The organism is Anaeromyxobacter sp. Red801, from assembly GCF_049201065.2.
Classification (GTDB): domain Bacteria; phylum Myxococcota; class Myxococcia; order Myxococcales; family Anaeromyxobacteraceae; genus Anaeromyxobacter.
In genome coordinates this window covers 4,113,436-4,134,333 of record NZ_CM181236.1, presented here as the reverse complement: position 1 = coordinate 4,134,333, position 20,898 = coordinate 4,113,436, and the positions used below count along the sequence as shown (strand labels likewise).

Sequence of the window (20,898 nt, the reverse complement as noted above, 5' to 3'; positions counted from 1 at the left end):
CGCGCGCCCCGCGCCCCTCGGCGCGGACCACGGAGCATCGGCGCCGCAGCCTCCGCAGCGAACCGACGGCGGACGCGGGGGACGAGGTGGACGCGCGGGAAGAACGCGGCGCCCTGGTCGGGCAGCGCATTCCCCGGCGCCGCGCGGACCTCACCCCTCCGGCACCACCAGCCGGCTGCGGCCGGCGGAGACGCGCTCGACCGTGACCTGCACGCCGATGCGCTCGTGCAGCTCGGGGACGTGGGAGATGACGCCGACCGTGCGGCCGGTCTGGCGCAGCCCCTCGAGCGCGGCCATGGCGTGCTCGAGCGTGTCGCGGTCGAGCGTGCCGAAGCCCTCGTCGATGAACAGCGTCCGGGCGTGCGCGGCGCGGGTGGAGAGCGACGCGAGGCCGAGCGCGAGCGCGAGCGACACCAGGAACAGCTCGCCGCCGGAGAGGCCGTTCACGGTGCGGACCTCGTCGGCGAGATCGTGGTCGATCACCTGGATCTCGAGGTCGGCGCCGGGGACGCGCATCAGCTCGTAGCGGCGGGCGAGGTCGCGGAGGTGGACGTTGGCGGCCGCGAGCAGGCCGTCGAGCGCGAGCCCCTGGGCGTAGCGGCGGAAGCGGCTGCCGTCGGCGGAGCCGATCACCTTGGCGAGCCGCTCCCAGCGCTCCGCCGCGGCGCGCGCGGCCTCGACCGCGCCGGAGACCTCCGCGTGCCGGGCGCGGGCGTCCTCGTCGCGCCGCAGCTCGAGCGTCACCTGCGAGTGCTCGTCGCCGAGCCGGGCCGCCTCCCGCTCCGCCTGCGCGTGGCGGGCGCGGGCGTCGGCGGCGTCGCCGGCGGGGCGGCCGGCGGCGTGCGCCTCCACCTGCCGGCGGCGCTCGTCGCGCACCGCGGCGGCGGACTGGGCGGCCCGGGCGCGGGTCTCGAGCTCGGCGCGCGCCTGCGCGGCCCAGGCGTGGCCGCGGGCGAGCCGGTCCTCCAGCGCCGGCCGGTCGACGCCGAGCGCCGCGAGCGCGGCGGCGAGCGCCTCGCCAGCGCGGGCGGCCTCGGTGGCCGCGTCCTCGCGGGCGCCGGCGGCGGCCCGGGCGGCCTCCGCGGCGGCGGCGTGCGCGCGGTCGGCGTCGGCGCGCGCGGCGCGGGCCCGCTCGTGCGCGGCCCGGGCGCGGTCGAGCGCCGCGCGCAGCGCGCCCTCCACCTCGTCCGCCGGCTTGCCGGCGAGCACGCCGCGCCGGTCGGCCTCGGCCCGCTCGCGCGCCGCGCGCGCGCCCGCGGCGGCCTCCCCGGCGCGCGCGGCCCGCCCGGCCCGCTCGGCGGCGAGCGCCGCGGCCTTCTCCGCGCCGGCGGCGCGCGCGGCGGCGTCGGCCGCGGCCGCGTCGCGGGCCCGGACCTGGGCGGCGTATGCCTCGGCGCGCCCGGCGCAGCCGGCCCGGAACGCCTCGGGCCCGCGCCGCGCCGCCTCCGGCCAGCCCGGCAGGAACCCGAGCGCGGGGGCGAGCTCGGCCTCGATCCGCCCGAGCGCGGCGGCGTGGCGCGCGGCGGCGGCCTCGTGCGCGGCCACCGCGGCGGTGGCGTCGTCGCGGGCCTTCTCGAGCGCGCGCTGCTGCGCCCGCGCCGCGTCGTGCGCCTCGCGGGCCGCGTCCACCTCCGCGCGCGCGGCGCGCTCGGCGCCGGCGGCGCGGCGCGCCGCCTCCAGCGCGGCCCTCGCGGCCTCGAGCGCGGCCTTGGCGTCGCGCCCGCACGCCTCCACCGCGGCGGCAGCCCCCTCGGCGTGCGCCGGCAGCTCGAGCCCGCCGCCCGCCGGCGCCGCCAGCCGGGCGCGGAGCGCCTCGTACTCGGCCGCGTGGTGCGCGCGGTCGGCCTCCGCCCGGGCCTCGATCCGCCGCTCCGCCTCGACCCGCGCCGCGAGCTCGGAGGCGCGCGCGGCCAGCGCCTCGCGCTCGCGGGTGGCCGCGCGCACCGCCTCCTCGGCGTCGGCCGCCGCGGCGCGCTGCGCCTCGAGCAGCGCCGGGAGCGGCGCGCCGTGCGCGTAGGGGTGCTCGGTGGCGCCGCAGAGCGGGCACGGGTCGCCGTCCACGAGGTCGGCGCGCCGGTCGGCGAGCCCGAGCGTCAGCTCCACCCGCCGCAGCGCCGCGCGCGCCTGCTCCGCCCCGCCCTCGGCCGCGTGCACGGCGGCCGAGGCCGCGGCGTGCGCCCGCCGCGCCGTCTGCGCCTCGGCCTCGACCCGGGCCGCCTCCGCCCGCGCCTGCTCGCGGCGGGCCGCCGCCACGCCCGCGGCCTGGGCCGCCTTCCACGCCTCGCCGAGCAGCGCGCGCAGCTCGCCGAGCCGCGCCACCTCCGCGGTGAGCGCGGCCGCGTCGGCGCCGGCGGCCGCCCGGGCCGCCTCCGCGAGCGCCGCGCCGGCCGCCTCCAGCCGCCGCGCCGCCTCCTCGGCGCCGCGGGCCTCGCCGGCGAGCGCGCGCCCGGCCTCCGCCGCGGCCTCGCGGGCGCCGCCCAGCCCGGCCTCGGCCCGCGCGGCGCCGGCGCACTCCTCCGCGTGCTCCGCGAGCCGCGCCGCCCACCGGTTCCACTCGGCCGCGAGCGGCGCCTCGGCCGCGTGCGCTGCCAGCCACGCCTCGGCCGCGTCGCGCGCCGTCTCCGCCGCCTCGCGGGCGCGCGCCGCCGCGTCCGCGCCGGCCGCCGCCTGCGCCTGCTCCGCGCGCGCGGTCGCGAGCGCCGCCCCCGCGTCCGCCTCCGCCCGGCGCGCGGCCGCGAGCGCCTCGTCCCGGCGGCGCGCCTCGGCCAGCTCCGGCCGCGCCCGCGCCTCCGCCTCCGCCGCCGCCTCGAGCGCCGCGCGCGCGTCCGCCTCGCCGCGCGCCGCCGCGCCGGCGTCCGCCTCCGCCCGCCCGAGCGCGATCCGGGCCTCTTCCGCCCGCGCCTCGGCCCCGGCCCGCGCCTGCTCGGCGCGCATCGCCTCGGCGAGCGCGGCCCGGTGCGGCTCGGCCGCCTCGACCTCGGCCAGCTCGGCGCGGAGCGCCGCGCCGTCCTCCACCGCCCGCGCCGCGCGGGCGAGCTCCGCCTCCGACCGCTCCAGCCCCGCCCGCAGCTCCGCGTCCTGCGCGTGCCAGCGGACCGCCGCCTCCGCCGCGCGCGCCGCCGCCCGCGCCTCGTCGAGCGCCCGCGCCAGCTCCGCCTGCCGCGCCTGGAGCGCCGCGCGCGCCTCCGCGTCGAGCACCTTCACGCCGCCCAGCTCGGCCTCGAGCGCCTCGCGGGCGGCCAGCTCGCGCCCGAGCCGCTGGTGCGCGGCCTGCGAGAGCCGCCCGTAGACGGCGGTGCCGGTGACGCGCTCGAGGATGGCCGCGCGCACGTCCGCGTCGGCGCGCAGGAAGTTCGTGAACTCGAACTGCGGCAGGACCACCGCCCGCTTCAGCTCGTCGAAGGTGAAGCCGATGGCGGCCTCGTTCCGGGCCACCGCCTGCGTGATCTTCTCGGCGAGGACCTCGCCGGTGTCGAGGTCCTCGACCGTCATGGACTGGGCCTGGAACGCGCCCTCGACCCGGTCGCGCGCGCGGCGCACGCGCCAGCGCGCCAGGTAGCGGCGCCCGTCCATGCCCTGGTACTCGACCTCGGCGGTGGCGCCCGCGGTGCCGCGCGACACGAGCGCGCGGACGTCGTTCATGTCGAGGGTCTCGCCCTCCTCCGACCAGCCCACCATGACGCGCTTGCCGGCGGCGCGGTCGCGCAGGCGCGGGGTCTTGCCGTAGAGCGCCAGGCAGAGCGCGTCGAGCAGGGTGGACTTGCCCGAGCCGGTGGGGCCGGCGATCGAGAAGATGCCGGCGCCGGCGATGGGCGCGCGGTCGAGCCGCAGCTCGAACTTGCCGTACAGGCTGGCGAGGTTCTCGCCGCGGATGGCCAGGATCCTCACCGCGCCCCCTCCTCGGACTCGACTTCCTGGAGCAGCGCGCGGAACGCCTCCAGCAGCGCGTCGGCCGGCGGGCCGCCGTAGTCGGCGTCGTACTTCCGGCGGAAGACCTCCTCCGGCACGAGCTCGCCGAGCGCGCGCCGCTCGCCGTCGCCGAGCGCGCGGCCGGTGCCGGCGAGCGTGGTGGCGATGCGCACCAGGCGCGCCTCCTTGCCCGCGAGCGCCTGGTCGAGCAGGGCGCGCAGCGCCGGCTCCGGTCGCTCCAGCCGCACCTTCACCTCGAGCAGCGGCCGCAGCGCGTCCGGCCCGTCGCCGCGCGCCGGCAGCGCCTCGAGCGCGGCGAGCACCTCCGGGAGCGGCGCGGGCGCCTCGGCGTCCGGCACCGACACGAGCTCCACGAAGCGCGGCACGCGCAGCACCCGCTGCGCGCGCACCGCCTCGCCCTCCACGTCGGCCACCACCACGCCGTGGCGGTAGCCGCGCTCGCTGAACGAGAGCGGCAGCACCGAGCCCGAGTAGCGCACCGTCTCCCGCCCGCCCACCGCCTGCGCGAGGTGCAGGTGGCCGAGCGCGACGTAGGCGAGGTCGGCCGGGAACGCGTCGGCGGGCACCGCGGCCTGGTTGCCCACCGCGAGCCGCCGCTCGGAGAGGTCCGAGGTCTTGCCGCCCACCGCATAGAGGTGGCCGGTGGCGAGGAGCGCCTCGCCGGGCGCGCGCCGCGCCCGCGCCCGCTCCAGCGCCGCCGCGTAGAAGCGGCGCGTCGCCTCGGCCGCGTCGGCGTCGGCGGCGCCCGCGCCCAGATCGGCGGCGCGCAGGTACGGCACCGCCGCCACCCAGGCGGCCCGCCGGCCCGACGCGTCCTCCAGCGGCACGAGCAGCCGCTCCAGATCCGGCGCGCCCGCGCCACCGCGCGGGACCCCGCCCACCACGTGCAGGCGCCCCATCTCGCGCAGGAGCGGATCGACCGCGTCGAGGCGCGACGCGGAGTCGTGGTTCCCGCCCACCACCACGAGCTGCAGCCGCGGCAGGCGCCGCCACGCCTCGGCCAGGAACCGGTACCAGAGCGCCTGGGCGCCGGCGGGCGGGTTGGCGGCGTCGAACACGTCCCCGGCCACGACGACCGCGTCCACCGCCTCGGCCTGGGCGGTGTCGAGCAGCCACGCCACGAAGCGCTCGTGCTCGGGGCCGCGGTCCACGCCGTGGAGCGCGTGGCCGAGGTGCCAGTCGGCGGTGTGGAGGATGCGGAGGGCCACGGACGCCATGGAGGATACGCGCCGGTCGGACATGCGCGCGGCGGCCGGGCCTGACGCGAAAGACCGTGTCGGACGAGGTGCGCCGGGGGCGCCTTCCGCACGGCTCGTGCGGATCCGGGCGCGATTCCGCACCGGACGTGTGCACCGGACGGAGCGGAGGCCCGCGAGGACGTCACGCGCGCGCGGCCGCGGCGTTCCGTACTGGGTCGAGGGGGAGGAGGCGGTCCATGGGTGCACGAGCGCGGACGAGGTCCGAGCGCCTGCGGCGGCGGCTGCAGGCGGAGCGGGTGCACCTCGTGATCGAGTACGTGACGCTGGCCGACGGGACCTGGGCCGCGCTCTGCGGCATGCCCGAGGCGATCGCGCTCGGCGCGACCTACGCCGAGGCGCGCCAGCGGCTCTGCGCGGAGCTCGGCGAGCGCATGGGCCGCGCGGCGCTCGAGGCCGCGACGGTGGTGGAGGACGTGCCCTTCGGCGCCGAGGAGCTGGGGATGGCGTACTGAAGGGTGTGCTTCACCCGAGGTGGATGGGCGCCTAGCCCTTCACCTCGGGCAGGCGCGCGCCGCGCCAGGCGAGCATCCCGCCCGCGAGCTGCGCGGCCTCGAAGCCGCCGCGCTCCAGCAGGCGCACCGCGGGCACGCTGCGGTGCCCGGACAGGCAGACCGCCACCACGGGCCGGGCCGGGTCGAGCTTCAGCGCGCCCAGGCGCGAGCGCAGCTCCCCGATCGGCACGTTCACCGCGCCGCGGATGCGCCCCTGCGAGAACTCGGCGGGGGTGCGGACGTCCACGAGCTGGGGCGCCGGGCGCCCGCGCAGCCGATCGTTCAGCTCGACCGCAGAGAGCTCGGGTACGCTGCCGAACGGAAACCACCAGGGGAGCTTCATGGCGCGTGAGAGCCGTGGGCCGCCGCGAGGATTCGGGCCGCCCGGCGGCGCGGACGTGCGGGGCGCCGGGAATCCCGCCGGCCAGGGCGGCGTTGGCCGGGGCGTGGACGCGCGCGCGACCCCCCCGCCCGGCGCGGCGCCGGCGCCGGTCCCCCGGCGGCCGCGCCCCACGCTCCCCGCGCTCGCGCGCGCCTCGGCCTGGCTCGGCCTGACCGGCTTCGGCGGCGGCCTCTCGGTGCTCGGGACCATGCACGACCTGCTGGTCGAGCGGCGGCGCTGGCTCACCGAGCGCGAGTTCACCGTCACCGCCACCGTCTCGCAGATGCTGCCGGGCGGCGCGGCCGCGAACGCGCTCGCGTACACCGGCCTGCGCTTCCACGGGCCCGCCGGCGCGGTGGCCGCGTACGCCGCGTTCATCGCGCCGGGCGCGATCGTGGTCACCGCGCTCGCGGCGCTCTACGTGCGGCTCGGCGTGACGCCCACCGCGGCGCCGCTCCTCGCCGGCCTGAACGCCGCGGTCGTCGGCATCGTGGCCTCGATCACGCTCCAGATGCTCCGCGCCGGGGTCCAGCGCCCGTGGCAGATGGGCGTGGCGGCGGCGACGCTCCTGTTCTCGCTCGGCGCGGCCGCGTCGGCCGGCGAGATGGCGGCGCTCGGGATCGGCGCCGGGCTGGTGCTCGACCTGGGCGTGAAGCGGATGCGGCTCCTGCGGTTCCAGCGGCGGGCGCGGCGGCCGTCGCCGCCGGTGGCGCTGCCGGACGAGGGGACGCCGCTGCCGCCGCCGGAGCGCGAAGCCGACCCGCCGGGCGCTCCCGCCGATCCCGCCGGGCGGCCGCGGCTGCCCGCGCTCGCGCTCCTCTCCGCGCCCGCGCTCGGCGCGCTCGGCGCGATGGCGCTCCTGTTCCTGCGCGCCGGCCTCGGCGCCTACGGCGGCGGCTTCGCCATCATCCCGCACCTGCAGGCCTCGGTGCTCGCCGAGCACTGGATCGGTCCGCGGCAGTTCGCCGACGCGGTCGCGATCGGCAAGCTCACGCCCGGCCCGGTGCTGCTGATGGCGACGTTCATCGGCTACCTGGTCCACGGGGTCGCCGGCGCGGCGGTCGCCACGGCGGCGGTGTTCGCCGGCCCGCTCGCGCTCGTGCTCGCGGTCGGCGCGTGGCTGGCGCGCGTGCGGTCGCGGCGGCCGATCCGGGCGGCGCTCCGCGGGCTCACGCCGGCGGTGGTGGGGCTCATGGCGGCGGCGGCGCTCGCGCTGGGGCGCTCGCTGGAGGGGCGCGTCGAGCTCGCCATCGCGGCGGCGTCGCTGCTCACGCTGGCGCGGTTCCGGGTGAACCCGGTGCTGGTCATGGCGCTCGGCGGCGGGGTGCGGCTGGCGCTGTCACTCGCGGGGCTGTAGCCGCCGCGCGCGACGACGTGCCACGCATCCGGCCCGGGGCCGGGGCCTACCATCGTCGGACCACCGACGGAGCCCTGCGATGTCCCCCCTGCGATTCCTCGCCCTCCTCGCCGCGTTCGCCACGCTCGCGACCCTCGCCGCACCCGCCGCCGCCGGCCCGGGCGCGCCGGCCGCCGCGGCCGCGCCGGCGCCCGGCCCGAAGGACCGCTGCGCCGTCTGCGGCATGCTGGTGGCGAAGTACCCGCAGTGGGTCGCCTCGATCCGCTACCGCGACGGCGAGGTGGCGTTCTTCGACGGCGTGAAGGACCTGCTCGCCTACTGGCACGACCTGCCGCGCCACGCGCCCGGCCGCGCGCAGGGCGACGTCGCCGCGATCTCCGTGACCGACTACTACTCGGCCCGCCCCATCGACGGCCGCTCCGCGTTCTACGTGATCGGCGGCGACGTGCGCGGGCCCATGGGCGCGGAGCTGGTCGCGTTCGCGCGGGAGGGCGACGCGAAGGCGTTCCTGAACGAGCACCGCGGCCAGCGGATCCTGCGCTTCGACGACGCGACGCCCGCGGTGCTGGAGGCGCTGCGGTGAGCCTCCGGCGCTCCGACCGGTTCCTGGCGGCGCTCGGCGTCGCGGCCGCGCTCGGGGCGGCGGCGCTCGCCGACGCGCGCGCGCGCCGGGCCGCCGACCGGCCGGCCGCGGAGGAGCGGGCGCGGCTGGTGGCGCGGCTCGGCCTCACCGACCCGTGCCTGTTCAACGACGCGCGCTACACCCGCCACCTCTCCCAGGCCGATCGCTTCGCGCCGTTCCAGGACCACCCGCGCGCGCTCGAGCACTTCCCCTCGGGCTCGCTCACCGCGGGGGCGCGGTGACGCTGCGCACCGCGCTGGAGCGGCAGCGCTCGATCCTCGACTTCGCGCTCGGCGCGCTCGGCCGCCGGCGCGGCAAGACGCTCGCGCTCGTCGCGGTGCACGCGCTGCTGGTGTTCGCGCTCGCCTCGGTGCTGCTGTTCACCGGCGGCCTGCGGGAGCAGGTGCGCGCGGCGCTCCGCGGGGCGCCGGACCTGGTGGTGCAGCGCATGGCGGCGGGGCGGCACGAGCAGGTCCCGGCCGGCTGGGTGGAGACGCTCGGGACGCTGCGCGGGGTGTCGGGCGCGCGCGGCCGGCTGTGGGGCTACTACTTCGAGCCGGTGAGCGGCGCGAACCTGACGGTGATGGTGCCCGACGGCGGGTGGGCGAGCCCGGGCGGCGCGGTGGCCGGGCCGGGCGTGGCGCGGGTGCTCGGGCTGAAGCAGGGCGATCGCCTCCCGCTGCGCACCTACGACGGCGAGGCGCTCGACCTCGGCATCGCGGCGGTGGCGTCGCCGGCGGTCGAGCTGGTCGCGTCCGACCTCCTGCTCGTGTCCGAGGGCGACTACCGCGCGCTGTTCGGCGCCGAGCCGGAGCGGTTCACCGACGTGGCGGTGGCGGTCCCGAACCCGGACGAGGTGACGAGGCTGGCCGAGAAGATCGTCCGCATGTTCCCGGACGCGCGGGTGGTGACGCGCGCCGAGATGATCCGCACCTACGACGCGGTGCTCGACTGGCGGAGCGGGCTCGCCGCCGCGGTGCTCGCCGGCGCGGTGCTGGCGTTCGCGATCCTGGCCTGGGACCGGGCCAGCGGGCTCTCCGCCGAGGAGCGGCACGAGCTGGGCATCCTGAAGGCGCTCGGCTGGGACACGCGCGACGTGCTCGCGGCGAAGGCGTGGGAGGGGGCGGCGGTCTCGGTCTCCGCGTTCGCGATCGGGGCGCTGGCCGCCTACGCGCACGTGTTCCTGGGCGGCGCGGTGCTCCTCCGCCCGATCCTGGAGGGCTGGGCGGCGCTCTACCCGGACCTGCGCCCGGCGCCGCCCGTCGAGCCGCTGGCGCTCGGGACGCTGTTCTTCCTCACGGTGATCCCCTACGTCGCGGCGACGGTGGTCCCCTGCTGGCGGGCCGCCACCGTGGACCCCGACGCGCTCATGCGGGGCGACGCGTGATCCAGCTCCGCGAGGTCACCAAGGTGTTCGACGAGGGGCGGCCCGGCGCGCTGGTCGCGGTGGACCGGGTCACGCTCGAGGTGGCCGGCGGGGCGGTGACGGTGCTGGTCGGCCCGAGCGGCTCCGGGAAGACCACGCTCCTCACGCTGCTCGGCGCCATGGCCCGGCCCACCGAGGGGCGCATCTTCCTCGACGGCCGCGAGCTCACCAGCCTGCCCGAGCGCTTCCTGGCGGCGCTGCGGCGGCGGACCTTCGGCTTCGTGTTCCAGCAGTTCCACCTCGTGCCCGCGCTCTCCGCGCTCGAGAACGTGATGCTGCCCGCCTTGCCCTCCGGCGCGCCGCGCCGCGACGTCGAGGCGCGGGCGCGGGCGGCGCTGGCGCGGCTCGGGGTGGAGGACCGCGCCGGGGTCCGCGCCGGCCGGCTCTCCGGCGGCGAGGCGCAGCGGGTGGCGCTGGCGCGCGCGCTGGTGGACGACCCGAAGGTGATCGTCGCGGACGAGCCCACCGCGCACCTCGACAGCGCCCGGGCCCGCGCGCTCATGGAGATCGTGCGGGGGCTGAAGGCGGAGGGGCGGACCGTGGTGGTCGCGAGCCACGATCCCATCGTGTACGCCGCGGACTGCGTGGACCGCGTGGTGCGCATGCGCGACGGGCGGATCGTGGCCGCCGGGGCCGAGCCGTGATCCTGAGCCCGCCGGTGCTGGCGCTGCAGGCGGGGGCGGCGGCGTCGAGCGGCTTCCTGCTGTACGCGCTGCGCTGGGCCGCGCCGGTGGTCCGGCGCTGGGACCCGGCCAGCGGGAGCCGCGCGCAGCTGCGGCTGGAGCGGCGGGCGCTGCTGGTGGGCGTGCTGGTGCGGACGGCGCTCGCGGTGCAGCTCGCGTCGCTGGCGCTGTTCGTCCACGCCTCCGACGCGCTCGCGCCCATGTTCACCGGCGCCATGTGCGCGGCCGGCACGCTCTCGGCGAGCCCGTACGGCTGGCCGGCGCTGGCGGTCCAGGTCGCCGCGACCGTGCTGGCCGGGGCCTGGCTCGCGCTCGACCGCGCCGACGGGCTCGCGCCCGACCAGCCGCTGGTGCGCGTGAAGCACGCGCTGCTCCCGGCCGTCGCGATCCCGGTGGTGGCCGGGGCGGCGCTGCAGGCGGCCCACTTCTTCGCGCTCCGGCCCGAGATCATCACCTCCTGCTGCGGCAGCCTGTTCGGGCGCGAGGGGCGGGGCGGCTGGGCGGGGCTGGCCTGGCTGCCCGCGCGCACGGCCGGCGCGCTCCTGGTCGCGGTCCCGGGCGCGGCCGCGCTGGCGGCGCTCGTCCTGCGCCGGACCGGGCGCGGCGCGTGGGCGGTGGCCGCGCTGTCGGCGCTGGCGGGGCCGGCGGCGGCCGCCGGGGTGATCGCCTGGGTGTCACCGTACGTGTACGAGGCGCCCGGCCACCGCTGCCCGTTCTGCCTGCTGCAGCCGGAGCAGGGCTGGGTGGGCTACCCGCTCCACGCGGCCCTCCTGGCCGGCTGCGTGGCCGGCGTGGCCGTGGGCGTGCTCCAGCCGTTCCGCCGCGTCCCGTCGCTCGCCGCCCCGCTCCCCGCGCTCCAGCGCCGCCTGGCCGGCGCCGCGGCGCTGGCCTGGGTCGCGCTGCTCGCCGGCGCGGCCGCGCTGGTGGCCGCCTCCGGCCTCCACGCCTGAGCCGCCCACCCGCCGCACCGCGCGCCCCACCGCCGCCGTCGCGCGCGGGCCGCTCAGCGTCCGGTCCCGCAGGAGCGCGCGCGCGAGCGCGGCCACCGCGGTGCGCACCACCGGATCCCCGAGGATCCGCTCGACGCGGCGGCGCATGCGGCGCAGGTAGGCGCGCTGCGCGGCGGCGCCCCGGTGCAGGCGCGCGGTGAAGCGGAGCGCGATGCGCGCGTCGTCCTCCGAGCCGGGCGCGAACGGCGCGAAGGGACGGCCGGTGCGCACGTCCACCGCGACGAACCCGCGGCCCAGCGCGGCCGCGTCCTGCGCCACGCTGCCCGCGAGCGCCACCGCCACCGCCGCGCGCACGGTCCGGCCGACCGCCCGGCGAGAGCGCGGCGCGCGGGTGCGGTAGCGGTACTCGCAGGAGCCGCCCACGTCCCCGCGGCGGGCGATGGTGACGCGGCGGAGCTCGAACCCCTCGAGCAGCGCCACCACCGCGTGCCCGGCCTCGTGCCAGGCGCGCAGCTCGAGCGCGCCGGGCGGCGCGGGGCGGGGGCGGAGGGGGACCGCGGCGGTCAAGGGGAGCCTCGCCCCCAGGATCGCACCGCGGCGCGCCCCGGTCGCGGGGGCCGGTGGGGGCGGCGGGCGCATCGGGCGCCGCAGCGGGATGCCAGGCCCTGGCACGTCGAAGGGCCGCCGTGCGCCGTGGCGGCCCTTCTTTGCCCGGGGGGCTTCCCGTGCCGCGCGTGCCGTGTTCGGGCCACGTCCTGGCGCCCGGACAGGAGGAGGGACGCCTCCTCGCTATCGGCCCTCACGGTGGGCCGTCGCGGTCCGGCGCGCGGTCCCCGAGCTGCGTCCATGGTACGCCGCCCCAGGCGCCCCGGCGCCGGTCGTGCGGGCTCGCCCGTTCGCCCCGGATCCAACGTCGCGGGCGCTATACTCCCGCCCCCATGCACCTCGAGGAGCTCGGCCCCTGGACGCACGGTCACGCCTTCGGCACCGCGGTGGAGGCGAGCGGCGAGCGGCGCACCCGCTGGGTGGTGGCGCTCACGCTCGCCATGATGGTGGGCGAGATCGCCGCCGGGATGGTGTACGGCTCGATGGCGCTGCTCGCCGACGGCTGGCACATGGGCACGCACGCGGCGGCGCTCGGCGTGGCGGCGTTCGCCTACGCCTACGCGCGGCGGCACGCCGCCGACCCGCGCTACAGCTTCGGCACCGGCAAGGTGGGCGCGCTGGGCGGGTTCGCGAGCGCGGTCGGCCTCGCGGTGGTGGCGCTGCTCGTGCTCGGCGAGAGCGCCGTCCGCCTCGCCTCGCCCGTCGCCATCCGCTTCGACCAGGCCATCGGCGTCGCGGTGCTCGGCCTGCTCGTGAACCTGTTCAGCGCGTTCCTGCTGCGCGACGAGGACCACGGCCACGCGCACGGCCACGGCGATCCCCACGACCACGACCAGCACCAGCACGACCACGGCGAGCACGACCACGACCACGACCACGAGGAGCACGCTCACGGGCACCACGATCCCGGGCACGCCGAGCACCGCGACCACAACCTGCGCGCCGCCTACCTGCACGTGCTCGCCGACGCGCTCACCTCGGTGCTCGCCATCGTGGCGCTGCTCGCGGGGCGGGTGCTCGGCTGGACCTGGATGGACCCGGTGATGGGGATCGTCGGCGCGCTGGTGATCGCGCGCTGGTCGGTGGGCCTGCTCCGCGACACCGGCGCGGTCCTGCTCGACGCCGAGGTGGCGGAGGGCCGCCGCGCCGCCGTCCGCGCCGCGCTGGAGCAGGGCGAGGACCGGGTGGCCGACCTGCACCTGTGGCGCGTGGGGCCGCGCCACCTCGCCGCGATCGTGTCGGTGGTCTCGCCCGCGCCGCGCGCGCCCGCCGAGTACAAGGACCGGCTGCGCGCGTTCCCGGACCTGGTGCACCTCACCGTCGAGGTGCACGCCTGCGAGACGCTGCCCGGGGCCCGCGCCTCGCGGTGAGCTACCGCGGGCCGGCGCGCGCCTCGGCCTGCTTCGCCGACTGCTCCAGCGCCGCCTCCGCGGTGCGCAGCACGCGCGGGCCGTCGTTGTACGCGGCCACCTTCACCGGCGGGTACGCGGCCATCCGCGCGACGAGCTCGTCCGCACGGACCGCGAGCAGCCGGTCGCAGGTGGCGTAGAGGCCGTCGGGCGCCTCCTCCAGCAGGTTGTGCGGATCGAGGATCTTGTGGATCTCGGCCACCAGCGCGTGCGTCGGCGTGGGGACGAGGAGCGAGGCGATGGCGCCGTGCTCCACGCGCAGGCGCCGGGCCAGCGGGAGCGGCTCGCCGCCGAGGGCCTCGCGCGCGGCCGGGAGCAGCACCTTCTCCTCCAGCGCGATGTGGCGCAGCAGCCCGCCCCGGAACGCGTCGTAGGACCCGCGGTCGATCGCGGCGGGATCCGACACCGCGCGGGTCAGCAGCGCGTGCAGCCGCAGGTGGTCGTCGGCGAGGAACCGCTCGATCGGGCCCGCCTCGCGCGCGCTCACGGCGCCTCCTCGTCGTCCTCGTCGGAGGCCTCGCCCATCAGCTGCCGGTGCTGCGCCTCGCGGACCATGCGGTCCAGCAGCGGGAACGCGGCGCCGGCCAGCTCGGGATCGTCGCGGCCGGCGTCGCCGTCGCGCCCGGCCGCGAGCAGGGCCAGCAGGAGCCAGTCCTGCTCGGTGATGGGCAGGTAGGCCTCGGGCCGGTACCCGTCCGCCGAGGCGCGGAACGGCTCGAGGTCGCCGTGCGCCGGGCGGAGCACCACGAAGCGCCCGCGCTCGAGCTCGCGGTGCGCCTCGAGGAGCCACTCCCGGCGCGCCGAGTCGCGCACCCGCGCCGCCCCGAGCCGGCCGGCGTCGGGGCGGCCGAGCGCGGCCCAGGCGGCCGCCGCGTCGGGGGCGAGCGGCTTGCCGTTGGGATGGGTCGCGGCGCCCGAGGCGTAGCGGGCGACGATCTCGGCGGCCGAGGTGGGCATGGAGAACCTCTAGTGCGTGGGGTGCACGTCCGCAGCCGGCTTCGAGGGGACGCGGGCGGGCGGACGGCCGTGGGCCGCGTGCGGGTCGGCCGCGGGCGCGGCGTGGGCGTCGGGCTTCGCGTGGGCCGCGTGGGGATCCGCGGCGCCCGCCTCGGCGGCGTGCGCCGCGTGGGCGCCGCCCTGGGTCGCGGCGGCGTTCACGCCCTCGGCCCAGTGGACCAGCGGCACGTACGCGGCCACCCAGCGGCGGCCGGCGGCCACGTCGTCGGCGGGCGCCTTCTCGGCGGCGAGCCGGCTCCAGCGCGCCTCCAGCCCCTGGTGCACCGCCGCCTGGAGCAGCCGCTCCACCTCGGCCGGGTTGCCCTTCGCGATGGCCCGGTCCATGGCCGCGACGGCCGGGTCGAGGTCGCCGCCGGCGGGCTTCAGGCCGGTGTACGGCGCGCCCTCGCCGGCGCGGTGCACGCGCACCAGCGTCTCGAGGAACCAGCGGTCGGCCACCTCGCGGGCGTCGGGGCCGGCCTTGCGCGCGGCGCGGGTCTTCGCGAACGCGGCCTTGATCTCGGCCTCGTCGGCCGGCTGCACCCACGCCAGCACCGGGGCGAGCTTGCCGGACTCGAGCGCCGCCTTCGCGGCCACCACCACCGGGCCGTCGAGCGTGTCGCAGTGGGCGCGGGCGACGGCGGGCGAGAGCAGCGCGCCGAGCGCGAGCGTCAGGGAGAGGGAGGGGAGGAGCTTCACGTTCACGGGGTCACCTCTGGTCGTGCCGTCGGGTCGGGGGGGACCGCGGAGGACGGCGCCCCGCGGCGGTCGCGCGGCCCGCGGGCCGGCGCAGGAAGGTCTCGAGGGTGCGCCACACGCGCTCGGAGAGCTCGGGCGGGCGCGGGGCGGCGGAGGGCGCGTGGGCCAGCGCGAGCAGCGCGCCGATCACCATCACCTGCGCCTCCTCGGCGCCCACCCCGTCCGCGAGCACGCCGCCGCGCTCCGCCTCGTCGAGGCACGCGCGCACGAACCCGGTGGAGCGGCGGCGGAAGGCGGTGAGGCGGGCGATCCCGGCCGCGCCCGCGACCTGGCCCAGCTCGTCGCAGGCGAACAGCCGCGCGATGCCCGGGTTCGCGCGGATGGCCGCGACGCGCCGCCGGAAGAACGCGCCCAGCCGCTCCAGCGGATCGGCCTGCTCCGGCGGGAAGCCCTCGAACAGCAGCTCCTCGACCCGGTCGATGGCCGCGGCCGCGATGGCCTCCTTGGTGGGGAAGTGCCGGAACAGCGCCGCGTCGCTCACGCCGACCTCGCGGGCGATGGCGAGCGCGGTGAAGTGCGAGGCGCCCTGGGCGGCGATCACCCGCAGGGCGGCGTCGGCGATCTCCCGGCGGCGATCCGGGCCCGGCTTGCGCGCGCGGGGCGCTGCGGCGAGCTGTCTCATGGCCGCTATGTAAGTGAGTATCCACTTACTAGCAACCGAACTCAACGCGTCCCCGGGGGGTGCCCACGGAGGCGGTGACGCGCGTGCGGCGCGGCGGACCGGCTACAGGTGGGCGATGCGGGGCGGCTCCTCGTCGTGGTGCGCCTCGTCGCGATCGCGCAGGCGCCGCTCCCAGGAGCGGGTCACCACCTCGCGCGAGCCGAGCCCCACCGCCAGCGCCAGCGCCAGCACGATGCCGCCGAACAGGATCGAGAAGGAGATGGTGACGAGCGCGCCGCCCACCCCGAGGTGCTGCAGCGCCATGGCGCCGCCCAGCACCGTCACCAGCCAGCGCGCGCCGGTGGCGAGCAGCCGCGCCGAGCGGATCTGCATGTTCACCGCGCTCACCAGCACGCTCGCCTCCACCCACCGCGACAGCGCCACGGCCGCGGCGAACAGCACGCCCGCCACGATGACGCTGGGGGCGAACGCGAGCACGCGCTCGGCGAGCGCGCTGGTCCAGCGCGACTCGACCGACGTCAGGCTGAGCGCGAGGCCCACGGCGAAGACCAGCCAGAACGTGAAGCGGGTGGCCCCGGTGACGAGCGAGGGCAGGCGGGCGCGGTCCTCGGCGGGCGCCCACCGGCGCAGGAGGCGATCGAGCTGGACCGCCTTCAGGATCCGGCGCACCAGGCGCGCGCAGGCCCACGCGAGCGCGAGCGAGAGCAGCGCGAAGACGAGCGTGGCGAGCAGGCCGGGCACCAGCCGCGCGGCGTTGACGGCGAGCCGCTGGAACGACTCGCGGAACGTGATCGCGACCGCTTCCCACATGATCGGCCTCCTCTCGGCGGGGGACGACCACCGTAGCGCCCGGAGGGCGGCCGGTCAAAGCACCCCAGGTACGCCCGGCGCCCCGTGCGTGGATCGCTTGGGACACCAACGGAGCGGGCTGGTAGGATCGGGCTTCACCGCGACCGGTTGCCGCGCCCCGAGCGCGCCGGGCGCGGATCCCCGGATCCTGCGAAGGAAGGTGCGATGTCGCGCGTGGTGATCGTGTCGAACCGGCTGCCCGTGACCGTGGAGCGCGCGCAGGACGGCGTCCGCGTGGTGCCCAGCGTGGGGGGCCTCGCCACGGGGCTGCGCCGCCCCCACGAGCAGGGGGGCGGGCCCTGGGTCGGCTGGCCGGGCGATCTCGGCGGGCTGGAGCCGGAGCAGCTGGCCCGCGTGGAGGCCCGGCTCTCGGACCTGCGGCTCGTGCCGGTGCACCTCACGCCCGAGGAGGTGCAGCGCTACTACCAGGACTACTCGAACGCGCTGCTCTGGCCGGTGTTCCACTCGTTCCTGGGCGAGGTGCCGCTGGAGATGGGCGGCGCCGCCGAGTACGAGCGCGTCAACGCGCGCTTCGCCGACGCGGTCGCGGCCACCGCGCGGCCCGGCGACGTCATCTGGGTCCACGACTACCAGCTGCTCCGCCTGCCGGCGCTCCTGCGGGAGCGGCTCCCCGACGCGCGCATCGGCTTCTTCCTGCACATCCCCTTCCCGTCGTCCGACGTGTTCCGCGTGCTGCCGCAGCGCGAGGCGCTGCTCGAGGGCATGCTCGGCGCCGATCTGATCGGGTTTCACACGGCGTCCTACATGCGCCACTTCTCCTCGTCGGTGCTGCGCGTGCTCGGCGCCTGGACCGACGTGGACCGGATCCGCTGGCGCGGGCGCGAGGTCCGCATCGGCGTGTTCCCGATGGGCGTGGACGCGGCCGACTTCGCCGGCACGGCGCACACGCCCGAGGTGGAGGAGGAGTTCCGCGGCCTGCGGCAGGACGGGACCCACCTGCTCGTGGGGATCGACCGGCTCGACTACACGAAGGGCATCCCCCGCCGCCTGCTCGCCTACGAGAAGCTGCTGCGCGACCACCCGGAGCTGCGCGGCAAGGTGCGGCTGGTGCAGGTGGCCGTCCCGTCCCGCACCGAGGTCGGCGCCTACCAGCAGTTCCGCGAGCAGGTGGACGGGCTCGTCGGCCGCATCCACGGCGCGTTCGCCACGCCGACCTGGTCGCCCATCCACTACCTGTCGCGCGGGCTCAGCCGCCCGCAGGTGGTGGCGCTCTACCGCGCGGCGGACGTGATGCTGGTCACGCCCATCCGCGACGGCATGAACCTGGTGGCGAAGGAGTTCGTGGCGGTGCGCGGCGACGGCGACGGCGTGCTGGTGCTGTCGGAGTTCACCGGCGCGGCGGCCGAGCTGGCCGAGGCGGTGCAGGTGAACCCGTACGACGCGGAGGGCACCGCGGCGGCGATCCTGCGCGCGCTGGAGATGCCGGAGGACGAGCGGCGCACCCGCATGGCGGGGCTGCGCCGGCGGGTCACGCGCTACGACGTCCACTGGTGGGCGCGGACGTTCCTCGACCGGCTGCGGGCGCCCGCGACCGCCACCGCGCCGCACGGCCTGGAGGTGTCCGCGCGCCCGGCGATCCAGGAGGCGGTGACCCGGCTCCGGTCGGCGCCGCACGCCACGCTGCTGCTCGACTACGACGGGACGCTTGTGCCGTTCGCGCCCACCCCCGAGCTGGCGCGGCCCGATCGCGAGCTGCGCGACCTGCTGCGCGAGCTCGGCCGGCACCCGGGCTACTCGGTCCACCTCGTCACCGGGCGCCAGCGCGACACGGTGGACCGCTGGTTCGGCGATCTCGGGATCGGCCTCCACGCCGAGCACGGCTACTGGTCGAAGCTGCCCGGCACCGCCTGGCAGCTCGCGGCCTCCGTCCCGACCGCCTGGCGCGAGCCGGCCCGCGCCATCCTCGAGGAGTTCGCGGCGCGCACGCCGGGCTCGCTGGTGGAGGAGAAGTCGGCCGGGTTCGCCTGGCACTACCGCACCGCCGATCCGGACTTCGGGGCGGCGCAGGCGCACGACCTCATGCTCCACCTCTCGACGGTGCTCTCCAACGCGCCGGTGGAGATCCTGCCCGGCGCCCTGGTGGTCGAGGTGCGGCCGCAGGGCGTGGACAAGGGCAAGGTGGTGGCGCGCGCCGCGGCGGCCTCGCCCGAGGGGAGCCTGCTCGCCGCCCTCGGGGACGACCGCACCGACGAGGACATGTTCGCGGCGCTGCCCCCGGGTGCCATCTCGGTGCACGTGGGCCCCGCCCCCAGCCGCGCCACGCTCCGCCTCGCCGGTGTGCCGGAGTCACGGGCGTTCCTGCGCGGGCTGCTGTAACCCGCGCGGGGTGTGGTCGGCTGCCTCGGGGGCAGGGAGCCGGGTGGAGCCGGGGTGGAGCCGGGGTGCCGGAGTCAGGGAGCCGGGAGCCGGGGTGCCGGAGTCAGGGGCCGAGCCGCGGGAGCCGGGGTGCCGGAGTCAGGCCCGGCGAGAACCGGGGTGCCGGAGTCAGAGCCGGGGTGCCGGAGTCAGGGGGAGAGCCAGGGTGCCGGAGTCAGAACCGGGGTGCCGGAGTCAGCGGGTCCGAAGGGCTTTCGTGCCGCGCCGCGGCACAAGACGCCCCATCCGCGGGTCTGCGCCGTGACACGCCCATCACACGCCCCCCATAGGCAAGTGGGCCTTCCCGACGACGAGGTGCCCACGTGCTGTATCCCGAGCTGTTCAGGTCCCTGGAGCGCGCCCGCTGGAGCCTGGAGGACGACGTGCCGTGGGCGAGCTTCGACGCGGCCGCGCTCTCCGACGAGCAGGCGCTCACGGTGAAGATGAACGCCATCACCGAGTGGTCGGCGCTGCCCGCGACCGAGATGTTCCTGCGCGACAACCGGCACGACAGCGACTTCTCGGCGTTCATGTCGATCTGGTTCTACGAGGAGCAGAAGCACGCCCTGGTGCTCATGGAGTACCTGCGCCGCTTCCGCCCCGACCTCGTGCCGACCGAGGACGAGCTGCACGCGGTCCGCTTCGAGTTCGACCCGGCGCCCGCGCTGGAGACGCTCGCGCTCCACTTCTGCGGCGAGATCCGGCTCACCCAGTGGTATCGGCGCGCCGCCGAGTGGCACACCGAGCCCGTGCTGAAGCAGGTCTACGGCCTCATCTCGCAGGACGAGGGGCGTCACGGCGGCGCGTACCTCCGGTACATGCGCCAGGCCGTCGAGCGCCACGGCGACGCCGCGCGCGCCGCCTTCGCGAAGCTCGGCGTCCTCATGGCGAGCAGCGGCCGCAGCGGCAAGCCGCTCCACCCCACCAACCTGCACGTGAACCAGCAACTGTTCCCGCGCGACACCGTGCAGAGCCGGTTGCCGGATCCGGGCTGGCTCGACCGCTGGCTCGACGGCCAGATCCGCTTCGACGAGGCCTGCGAGCGGCGGGTGGTGCGGACCATGCTGCGCAGCCTCTCGGCGCTCCTCGGCGAGAGCTTCGACACGGTCCGGGACCTGAACCGCTACCGGAAGTCGCTCGCGGGCGTCTCGGCACCGCCGGCGAGCGCCGCGGCCCTGCCGGCCTGAGCCGAGCGGTCAGCGCCCGCCCGCACCCTCCAGCCGCGCCACGTCCTCCGCCGTGAGCGCGATCCGGACGGCGCCGGCCAGCTCCCGCACCTGCGCCGCGCTCGTCGCGCTGGCGATGGGGGTCGTGACCCGCGGGCTCTGCAGCTGCCACGCGAGCGCGACCTGCGCCACGGTCGCGCCGTGGGCCCGCGCCACCTCGCGCGCCGCGGCCAGCGCCGCCATCGCCTTCGGGTCGGCGAGGAGCGCGTTCACCTTGCCGGCGCGGGCGGTGGGCGGCGGCAGGCCCGGACCGTACTTGCCGGTGAGGAAGCCGGACGCGAGCGCGTAGTAGGTGCACACGCCCAGCCCGCGCGCCGCGCACAGGTCGGCGAGCGCGCCCTCGTAGCCGCCGCGCGCGACCAGGTTGTACTCGGGCTGGAGCACCGCGAACGGCGCCAGGCCGGCGCGCGCCGAGAGGTCGAGCGCCGCCGCGAGCCGCGGGGCCGCGTAGTTGGAGGCGCCGAGGTGGCGCACCTTGCCCGCCCGCACCAGCCGGTCGAACGCCTCCAGCGTCTCCTCCAGCGGCGTCGCCGGGTCGTCGCGGTGCGCGTAGTAGAGGTCGATCCGCTCGACCCCGAGCCGCCGCAGCGAGCCGTCGCAGGCGTGCGCGATCTTGTCGGCCGAGAGGCCCGCCGCCGCGTCCGGGCCGCCCATGCCGACCTTCGTGGCGACGACCACCTCGTCGCGGCAGCGCCGCTCCCGCAGCCACTCGCCGATGACCGCCTCGGACTCGCCGCCGCGGTGGCCGGGCACCCACGCGCTGTAGACGTCGGCGGTGTCCACGAAGTTCCCGCCCGCCTCGCGGTATGCGTCGAGCACGGCGAAGCTGGCGGCGCGATCGGCGGTCCAGCCGAACACGTTGCCGCCAAGGCAGACGGGGAAGACGGAGAGGTCCGTGGCGCCGAGGCGGCGCCGCTGCGGGATCGGAGAGGTCATGGTGCGAGGGATCTAACCG

20 protein-coding genes are annotated in these 20,898 nt (G+C 78.2%); 11 read left to right on the top strand and 9 right to left on the bottom strand.

Annotation, left to right across the window (positions count from 1 at the left end; translation table 11 throughout):
- Window positions 1-150: 150 nt before the first annotated feature.
- Window positions 151-3,888 carry an AAA family ATPase gene (locus ACOQFB_RS19080; protein ID WP_494492319.1) on the bottom strand — a complete coding sequence of 1,246 codons (3,738 nt, stop codon included), beginning with the start codon at window positions 3,886-3,888 and terminating at the stop codon, window positions 151-153.
- A complete protein-coding gene (locus tag ACOQFB_RS19075) occupies window positions 3,885-5,147 on the bottom strand; it encodes an exonuclease SbcCD subunit D C-terminal domain-containing protein (RefSeq protein ID WP_421609113.1) in 1,263 nt (420 codons plus the stop codon). Before ACOQFB_RS19075 ends, ACOQFB_RS19080 begins: the two co-directional genes overlap by 4 nt.
- Window positions 5,148-5,365: 218 nt before the next feature.
- Between ACOQFB_RS19075 and ACOQFB_RS19070 the strand changes: the two genes are divergently transcribed.
- The gene (locus ACOQFB_RS19070) at window positions 5,366-5,641 is read left to right on the top strand and encodes a hypothetical protein (protein ID WP_421609112.1); all 276 of its coding nucleotides are present in this window, start codon (window positions 5,366-5,368) and stop codon (window positions 5,639-5,641) included.
- 31 nt (window positions 5,642-5,672) lie between these two features.
- Here the strand turns inward: ACOQFB_RS19070 and ACOQFB_RS19065 are convergent, their stop codons facing one another.
- A complete protein-coding gene (locus tag ACOQFB_RS19065) occupies window positions 5,673-6,023 on the bottom strand; it encodes a rhodanese-like domain-containing protein (RefSeq protein ID WP_059439477.1) in 351 nt (116 codons plus the stop codon).
- 103 nt (window positions 6,024-6,126) lie between these two features.
- On the opposite strand from ACOQFB_RS19065, the gene ACOQFB_RS19060 reads away from it, so the two are divergent.
- The 8 genes from ACOQFB_RS19060 (at window position 6,127) to dmeF (ending at window position 13,076) form a co-directional block, all read left to right on the top strand.
- Window positions 6,127-7,419 carry a chromate transporter gene (locus tag ACOQFB_RS19060; RefSeq protein WP_421609111.1) on the top strand — a complete coding sequence of 431 codons (1,293 nt, stop codon included), beginning with the start codon at window positions 6,127-6,129 and terminating at the stop codon, window positions 7,417-7,419.
- Between the two features lie 79 nt (window positions 7,420-7,498).
- Window positions 7,499-8,002 (top strand): nitrous oxide reductase accessory protein NosL, encoded by a 504-nt coding sequence (locus tag ACOQFB_RS19055; protein WP_421609110.1) that lies wholly within the window; start codon window positions 7,499-7,501, stop codon window positions 8,000-8,002.
- Complete coding sequence (locus ACOQFB_RS19050; RefSeq protein ID WP_059439528.1) at window positions 7,999-8,283, top strand: hypothetical protein; 285 nt, start codon at window positions 7,999-8,001, stop codon at window positions 8,281-8,283. Before ACOQFB_RS19055 ends, ACOQFB_RS19050 begins: the two co-directional genes overlap by 4 nt.
- Complete coding sequence (locus ACOQFB_RS19045; RefSeq protein ID WP_059439527.1) at window positions 8,280-9,428, top strand: ABC transporter permease; 1,149 nt, start codon at window positions 8,280-8,282, stop codon at window positions 9,426-9,428. The genes ACOQFB_RS19050 and ACOQFB_RS19045 overlap by 4 nt, the downstream gene beginning before the upstream one ends.
- On the top strand, window positions 9,425-10,111 hold the full coding sequence (locus ACOQFB_RS19040; protein WP_059439526.1) for an ABC transporter ATP-binding protein: 687 nt from the start codon (window positions 9,425-9,427) through the stop codon (window positions 10,109-10,111). The genes ACOQFB_RS19045 and ACOQFB_RS19040 overlap by 4 nt, the downstream gene beginning before the upstream one ends.
- Entirely contained in the window at window positions 10,108-11,100 is a 993-nt protein-coding gene (locus tag ACOQFB_RS19035) for a hypothetical protein (RefSeq protein ID WP_421609109.1), read from the top strand. The genes ACOQFB_RS19040 and ACOQFB_RS19035 overlap by 4 nt, the downstream gene beginning before the upstream one ends.
- Before the next feature lie 211 nt (window positions 11,101-11,311).
- Entirely contained in the window at window positions 11,312-11,500 is a 189-nt protein-coding gene (locus ACOQFB_RS19030; protein WP_421609108.1) for a hypothetical protein, read from the top strand.
- Between the two features lie 538 nt (window positions 11,501-12,038).
- Entirely contained in the window at window positions 12,039-13,076 is a 1,038-nt protein-coding gene (dmeF, locus tag ACOQFB_RS19025; RefSeq protein ID WP_421609107.1) for a CDF family Co(II)/Ni(II) efflux transporter DmeF, read from the top strand.
- A 1-nt stretch (window position 13,077) separates the two neighbouring features.
- Here the strand turns inward: dmeF and ACOQFB_RS19020 are convergent, their stop codons facing one another.
- From ACOQFB_RS19020 to ACOQFB_RS19000, 5 genes are all read right to left on the bottom strand, one after another.
- Window positions 13,078-13,602, bottom strand: coding sequence for a hemerythrin domain-containing protein (locus tag ACOQFB_RS19020; RefSeq protein ID WP_421609106.1), 525 nt, complete (start codon window positions 13,600-13,602; stop codon window positions 13,078-13,080).
- Window positions 13,599-14,072: a hypothetical protein gene (locus tag ACOQFB_RS19015; protein WP_059439578.1), complete on the bottom strand. Its 474-nt coding sequence runs from the start codon at window positions 14,070-14,072 to the stop codon at window positions 13,599-13,601. The genes ACOQFB_RS19020 and ACOQFB_RS19015 overlap by 4 nt, the downstream gene beginning before the upstream one ends.
- A 9-nt stretch (window positions 14,073-14,081) precedes the next feature.
- On the bottom strand, window positions 14,082-14,816 hold the full coding sequence (locus ACOQFB_RS19010) for a DUF6448 family protein (protein WP_421609105.1): 735 nt from the start codon (window positions 14,814-14,816) through the stop codon (window positions 14,082-14,084).
- Between the two features lie 4 nt (window positions 14,817-14,820).
- Window positions 14,821-15,492, bottom strand: a complete 672-nt coding sequence (locus tag ACOQFB_RS19005; protein ID WP_421609104.1) for a TetR/AcrR family transcriptional regulator — start codon at window positions 15,490-15,492, stop codon at window positions 14,821-14,823.
- 102 nt (window positions 15,493-15,594) lie between these two features.
- On the bottom strand, window positions 15,595-16,302 hold the full coding sequence (locus tag ACOQFB_RS19000) for a hypothetical protein (protein WP_059436640.1): 708 nt from the start codon (window positions 16,300-16,302) through the stop codon (window positions 15,595-15,597).
- Between the two features lie 204 nt (window positions 16,303-16,506).
- On the opposite strand from ACOQFB_RS19000, the gene ACOQFB_RS18995 reads away from it, so the two are divergent.
- Window positions 16,507-18,678 carry a bifunctional alpha,alpha-trehalose-phosphate synthase (UDP-forming)/trehalose-phosphatase gene (locus ACOQFB_RS18995; RefSeq protein ID WP_421609103.1) on the top strand — a complete coding sequence of 724 codons (2,172 nt, stop codon included), beginning with the start codon at window positions 16,507-16,509 and terminating at the stop codon, window positions 18,676-18,678.
- Window positions 18,679-19,040: 362 nt separating this feature from the next.
- Window positions 19,041-19,904, top strand: a complete 864-nt coding sequence (locus tag ACOQFB_RS18990) for a ferritin family protein (RefSeq protein WP_059436638.1) — start codon at window positions 19,041-19,043, stop codon at window positions 19,902-19,904.
- 9 nt (window positions 19,905-19,913) lie between these two features.
- On the opposite strand, the gene ACOQFB_RS18985 is transcribed toward ACOQFB_RS18990, so the two are convergent.
- Window positions 19,914-20,879 (bottom strand): aldo/keto reductase, encoded by a 966-nt coding sequence (locus ACOQFB_RS18985; protein WP_421609102.1) that lies wholly within the window; start codon window positions 20,877-20,879, stop codon window positions 19,914-19,916.
- Window positions 20,880-20,898 lie beyond the last annotated feature (19 nt).

What these genes read in the sequence shown, in the direction of transcription:
- ACOQFB_RS19075 (WP_421609113.1), bottom strand. Translation starts at nt 5,147, where the DNA reads ATGGCGTCCGTGGCCCTCCGCATCCTCCACACCGCCGACTGGCACCTC.
- ACOQFB_RS19070 (WP_421609112.1), top strand. Translation starts at nt 5,366, where the DNA reads ATGGGTGCACGAGCGCGGACGAGGTCCGAGCGCCTGCGGCGGCGGCTG.
- ACOQFB_RS19065 (WP_059439477.1), bottom strand. Translation starts at nt 6,023, where the DNA reads ATGAAGCTCCCCTGGTGGTTTCCGTTCGGCAGCGTACCCGAGCTCTCT.
- ACOQFB_RS19055 (WP_421609110.1), top strand. Translation starts at nt 7,499, where the DNA reads ATGTCCCCCCTGCGATTCCTCGCCCTCCTCGCCGCGTTCGCCACGCTC.
- ACOQFB_RS19030 (WP_421609108.1), top strand. Translation starts at nt 11,312, where the DNA reads ATGCGCGCGTCGTCCTCCGAGCCGGGCGCGAACGGCGCGAAGGGACGG.
- dmeF (WP_421609107.1), top strand. Translation starts at nt 12,039, where the DNA reads ATGCACCTCGAGGAGCTCGGCCCCTGGACGCACGGTCACGCCTTCGGC.
- ACOQFB_RS19015 (WP_059439578.1), bottom strand. Translation starts at nt 14,072, where the DNA reads ATGCCCACCTCGGCCGCCGAGATCGTCGCCCGCTACGCCTCGGGCGCC.
- ACOQFB_RS19005 (WP_421609104.1), bottom strand. Translation starts at nt 15,492, where the DNA reads ATGAGACAGCTCGCCGCAGCGCCCCGCGCGCGCAAGCCGGGCCCGGAT.
- ACOQFB_RS19000 (WP_059436640.1), bottom strand. Translation starts at nt 16,302, where the DNA reads ATGTGGGAAGCGGTCGCGATCACGTTCCGCGAGTCGTTCCAGCGGCTC.
- ACOQFB_RS18995 (WP_421609103.1), top strand. Translation starts at nt 16,507, where the DNA reads ATGTCGCGCGTGGTGATCGTGTCGAACCGGCTGCCCGTGACCGTGGAG.
- ACOQFB_RS18985 (WP_421609102.1), bottom strand. Translation starts at nt 20,879, where the DNA reads ATGACCTCTCCGATCCCGCAGCGGCGCCGCCTCGGCGCCACGGACCTC.